The sequence below is a fragment of the Cellulomonas sp. genome (assembly GCF_035634735.1).
GTDB lineage: Bacteria > Actinomycetota > Actinomycetes > Actinomycetales > Cellulomonadaceae > Cellulomonas.
On record NZ_DASQCJ010000168.1, the window covers coordinates 1 to 2,137 of the forward strand.

The following is a 2,137-nucleotide window of genomic DNA, read 5'->3' on the forward strand; positions in this document are numbered from 1 at the left end:
TGCGGACATCCGCGGACTCCTCGTGCTGCTCCGCGCCGCGGCGGTTCGCGCGGCGCACCCGGTCGAGCATGCACCACAAGACCCCGCGTCGTCGCCTGCTTTTCCCGGGAGCCGCGGCCCGCCCGTCAGACCGGGACCACGACCTCCAGCACCGGGCCGGGCGCGCCCGTGCCGAACGACGGGAGGTACACCTCGCGGTTGTCGCCCGCCGCGGGACGACCGTCGCGCGACGCGCCGGAGGACAGGTGGTCGTGCACCCGGACGAGGTACGCCTGGTCGCGCGCCTGCGCGTCGTCGAGCGGCACGAGCTCCTCGCGGTGCGCGGGGTCGAGCGACAGCCGGGCGCCGGCCTCGGGGCGGACCAAGCCCGCGACCGGGACGCGGACGGAGACCCGGGCCGTGCCGGAACCGGTCGCGCGGTCGTGGTAGGCCACGAACGGGTGGCCCGCCAGGGCGACCCCCGCGCGCCGCAGCGTGTCGAAGAGCGTGCCGGTGCCCGTCGCGATCGCGGCGGGGAGGCCGGGCAGGGCGGCGCGCAGCTCCAGGTCGAGCGTCAGCCGTTCCGGCACGTCGCGGTGGCGCACCGGCAGGTCGCGGAGCGGCGCCGCGGCGAGCGCGGCGCGGGCCCGCTCGCCGGCCGCCGTCAGCGCGCGCAGGCGCTCGCGCCGCTCGCCCCAGACGGCGTCGAACGCGGCGACCCGGTCGTCCGCTGCCAGCACCGCCGCGACGTCCGCGAGCGGCAGCGCGAGCCCGCGGAGCAGCCCGACCGCGCGCGCCCGGTCGAGCGCGTCGTCGGAGAACTCCCGCCGGCCCGTGCGCGGGTCCTGGGCGACCGGCAGGAGGCCGCGGGCGGCGTAGAGCCGGACGGCCTTCTCGCTCACGCCCGCCGCGCGGGCGACCTGGCCGGTGGTGTGCGTCGTGGTCATGCCGCCGACGCTAGGGCCTGCCCCAGGGGCAGGTTCAACCGGGCCGGACGGATCGAAGTGGACCATCGCGCGCCGCTCGGCGCCGACGGCGTGGACCTGCTGAACTGCAGCAGCACCGCGGGACCCCGTCGGCGGGGGCCGGGCGGAAGCCCCGCCCGGCCCGGGCTGTTGGCACTGGAGAGAGAGCGAGAGGCACCCATGAACGACTGGAACACGAGCATCATCGAGGAGTTCCGCGCCCACGACGGCAGGGTCGGCGGCCGGTTCGAGGGGGCGCCGCTGCTCCTGCTGCACACGGTCGGTGCGAAGACCGGCCAGGAGCGCGTGAACCCGGTGATGTACCGGGACCTCGGCGAGGGCCGGGTGGCCGTGTTCGCCTCGTACGCCGGTCTGGACGTGAACCCCGCGTGGTTCCACAACCTGGTGGCGGAGCCACGCGTCTCGGCCGAGATCGGCACCGCGACGCGGGAGTTCCTGGCGCGGGTCGCGTCGGGGGAGGAGCGCACGGCGATCTGGGAGCAGCAGAAGGCCGAGTACCCGGGCTTCGCCGGGTACGAGGCGAAGACGACGCGGGAGATCCCGGTCGTGGTGCTCGACCCGCGCTGACGCCGCTCGCGGAACCGCGCCCCGGGCCGGGACCGCGTCGCTAGGCTCGTCGGCATGGAGACCGCAGCGACGAAGCCGTGGTGGCAGATGACCCGGACGCCCGCGGCGGGGTTCTGGCTCGGCGGCTTCTGGCTGCTGTTCGCCGCGATCCGGTGGTGGTCGCTGGAGCCCGGCGGCTGGGTCGGGCCGGCCACCGTGGCGCTGTTCGCGCTGCTCGGCGCGGGCTACCTCGCGAGCGCCGCCGCCGACCTGCGCCGTCGGCGGGCCACGGGGACGGGGTGAGCCGGGCCGGGGGAGCGGTGCGCCGGGCCGACGTCCCGGGCCTCGTGCGGGTGCCGCCGCGCGGTGCGACCGTCCGCTGGGGTCGTCTGCTCGCCGTGTGGCCGCTGGCCTTCGTGCTATCGGTCACCGGCACGGTGCTGGCCCTGGTCCTGGCCTCGGCGGCGCACACCGGCGAGCTCGGGACCCCGGGCGACACCCGGTACGTCGCCCTGTGGGTCCCGCTGCTCGCCCTCGTGCCCGCCGTGCTGATCGGCGGCCCGGTCCTGGCGCTCGTGGCGGTCGTGCTGCGCGCGGCCTCGCTGGGCTGGCAGGTGGCGACCGTC

General features: G+C 77.2%; 4 protein-coding genes. 3 read left to right on the forward strand and 1 reads right to left on the reverse strand.

Going from position 1 to position 2,137, the window contains the following annotated elements; all coding sequences use genetic code 11:
- Window positions 1–125: 125 nt before the first annotated feature.
- A complete protein-coding gene (locus VER05_RS14035) occupies window positions 126–926 on the reverse strand; it encodes a MerR family transcriptional regulator (protein ID WP_324845954.1) in 801 nt (266 codons plus the stop codon).
- Between the two features lie 198 nt (window positions 927–1,124).
- Between VER05_RS14035 and VER05_RS14040 the strand changes: the two genes are divergently transcribed.
- From VER05_RS14040 to VER05_RS14050, 3 genes are all read left to right on the forward strand, one after another.
- On the forward strand, window positions 1,125–1,532 hold the full coding sequence (locus tag VER05_RS14040) for a nitroreductase family deazaflavin-dependent oxidoreductase (RefSeq protein ID WP_324845955.1): 408 nt from the start codon (window positions 1,125–1,127) through the stop codon (window positions 1,530–1,532).
- 54 nt (window positions 1,533–1,586) lie between these two features.
- Window positions 1,587–1,814, forward strand: coding sequence for a hypothetical protein (locus VER05_RS14045; protein ID WP_324845956.1), 228 nt, complete (start codon window positions 1,587–1,589; stop codon window positions 1,812–1,814).
- 113 nt (window positions 1,815–1,927) lie between these two features.
- Window positions 1,928–2,137 (forward strand): hypothetical protein (locus tag VER05_RS14050; RefSeq protein ID WP_324845957.1); only part of this gene is annotated, 210 nt, incomplete at its 3' end.

Excerpts from the sequence above, each read along its gene's own strand:
- VER05_RS14045 (WP_324845956.1), top strand. The coding sequence starts at position 1,587 with ATGGAGACCGCAGCGACGAAGCCGTGGTGGCAGATGACCCGGACGCCC.
- VER05_RS14035 (WP_324845954.1), bottom strand. The coding sequence starts at position 926 with ATGACCACGACGCACACCACCGGCCAGGTCGCCCGCGCGGCGGGCGTG.
- VER05_RS14040 (WP_324845955.1), top strand. The coding sequence starts at position 1,125 with ATGAACGACTGGAACACGAGCATCATCGAGGAGTTCCGCGCCCACGAC.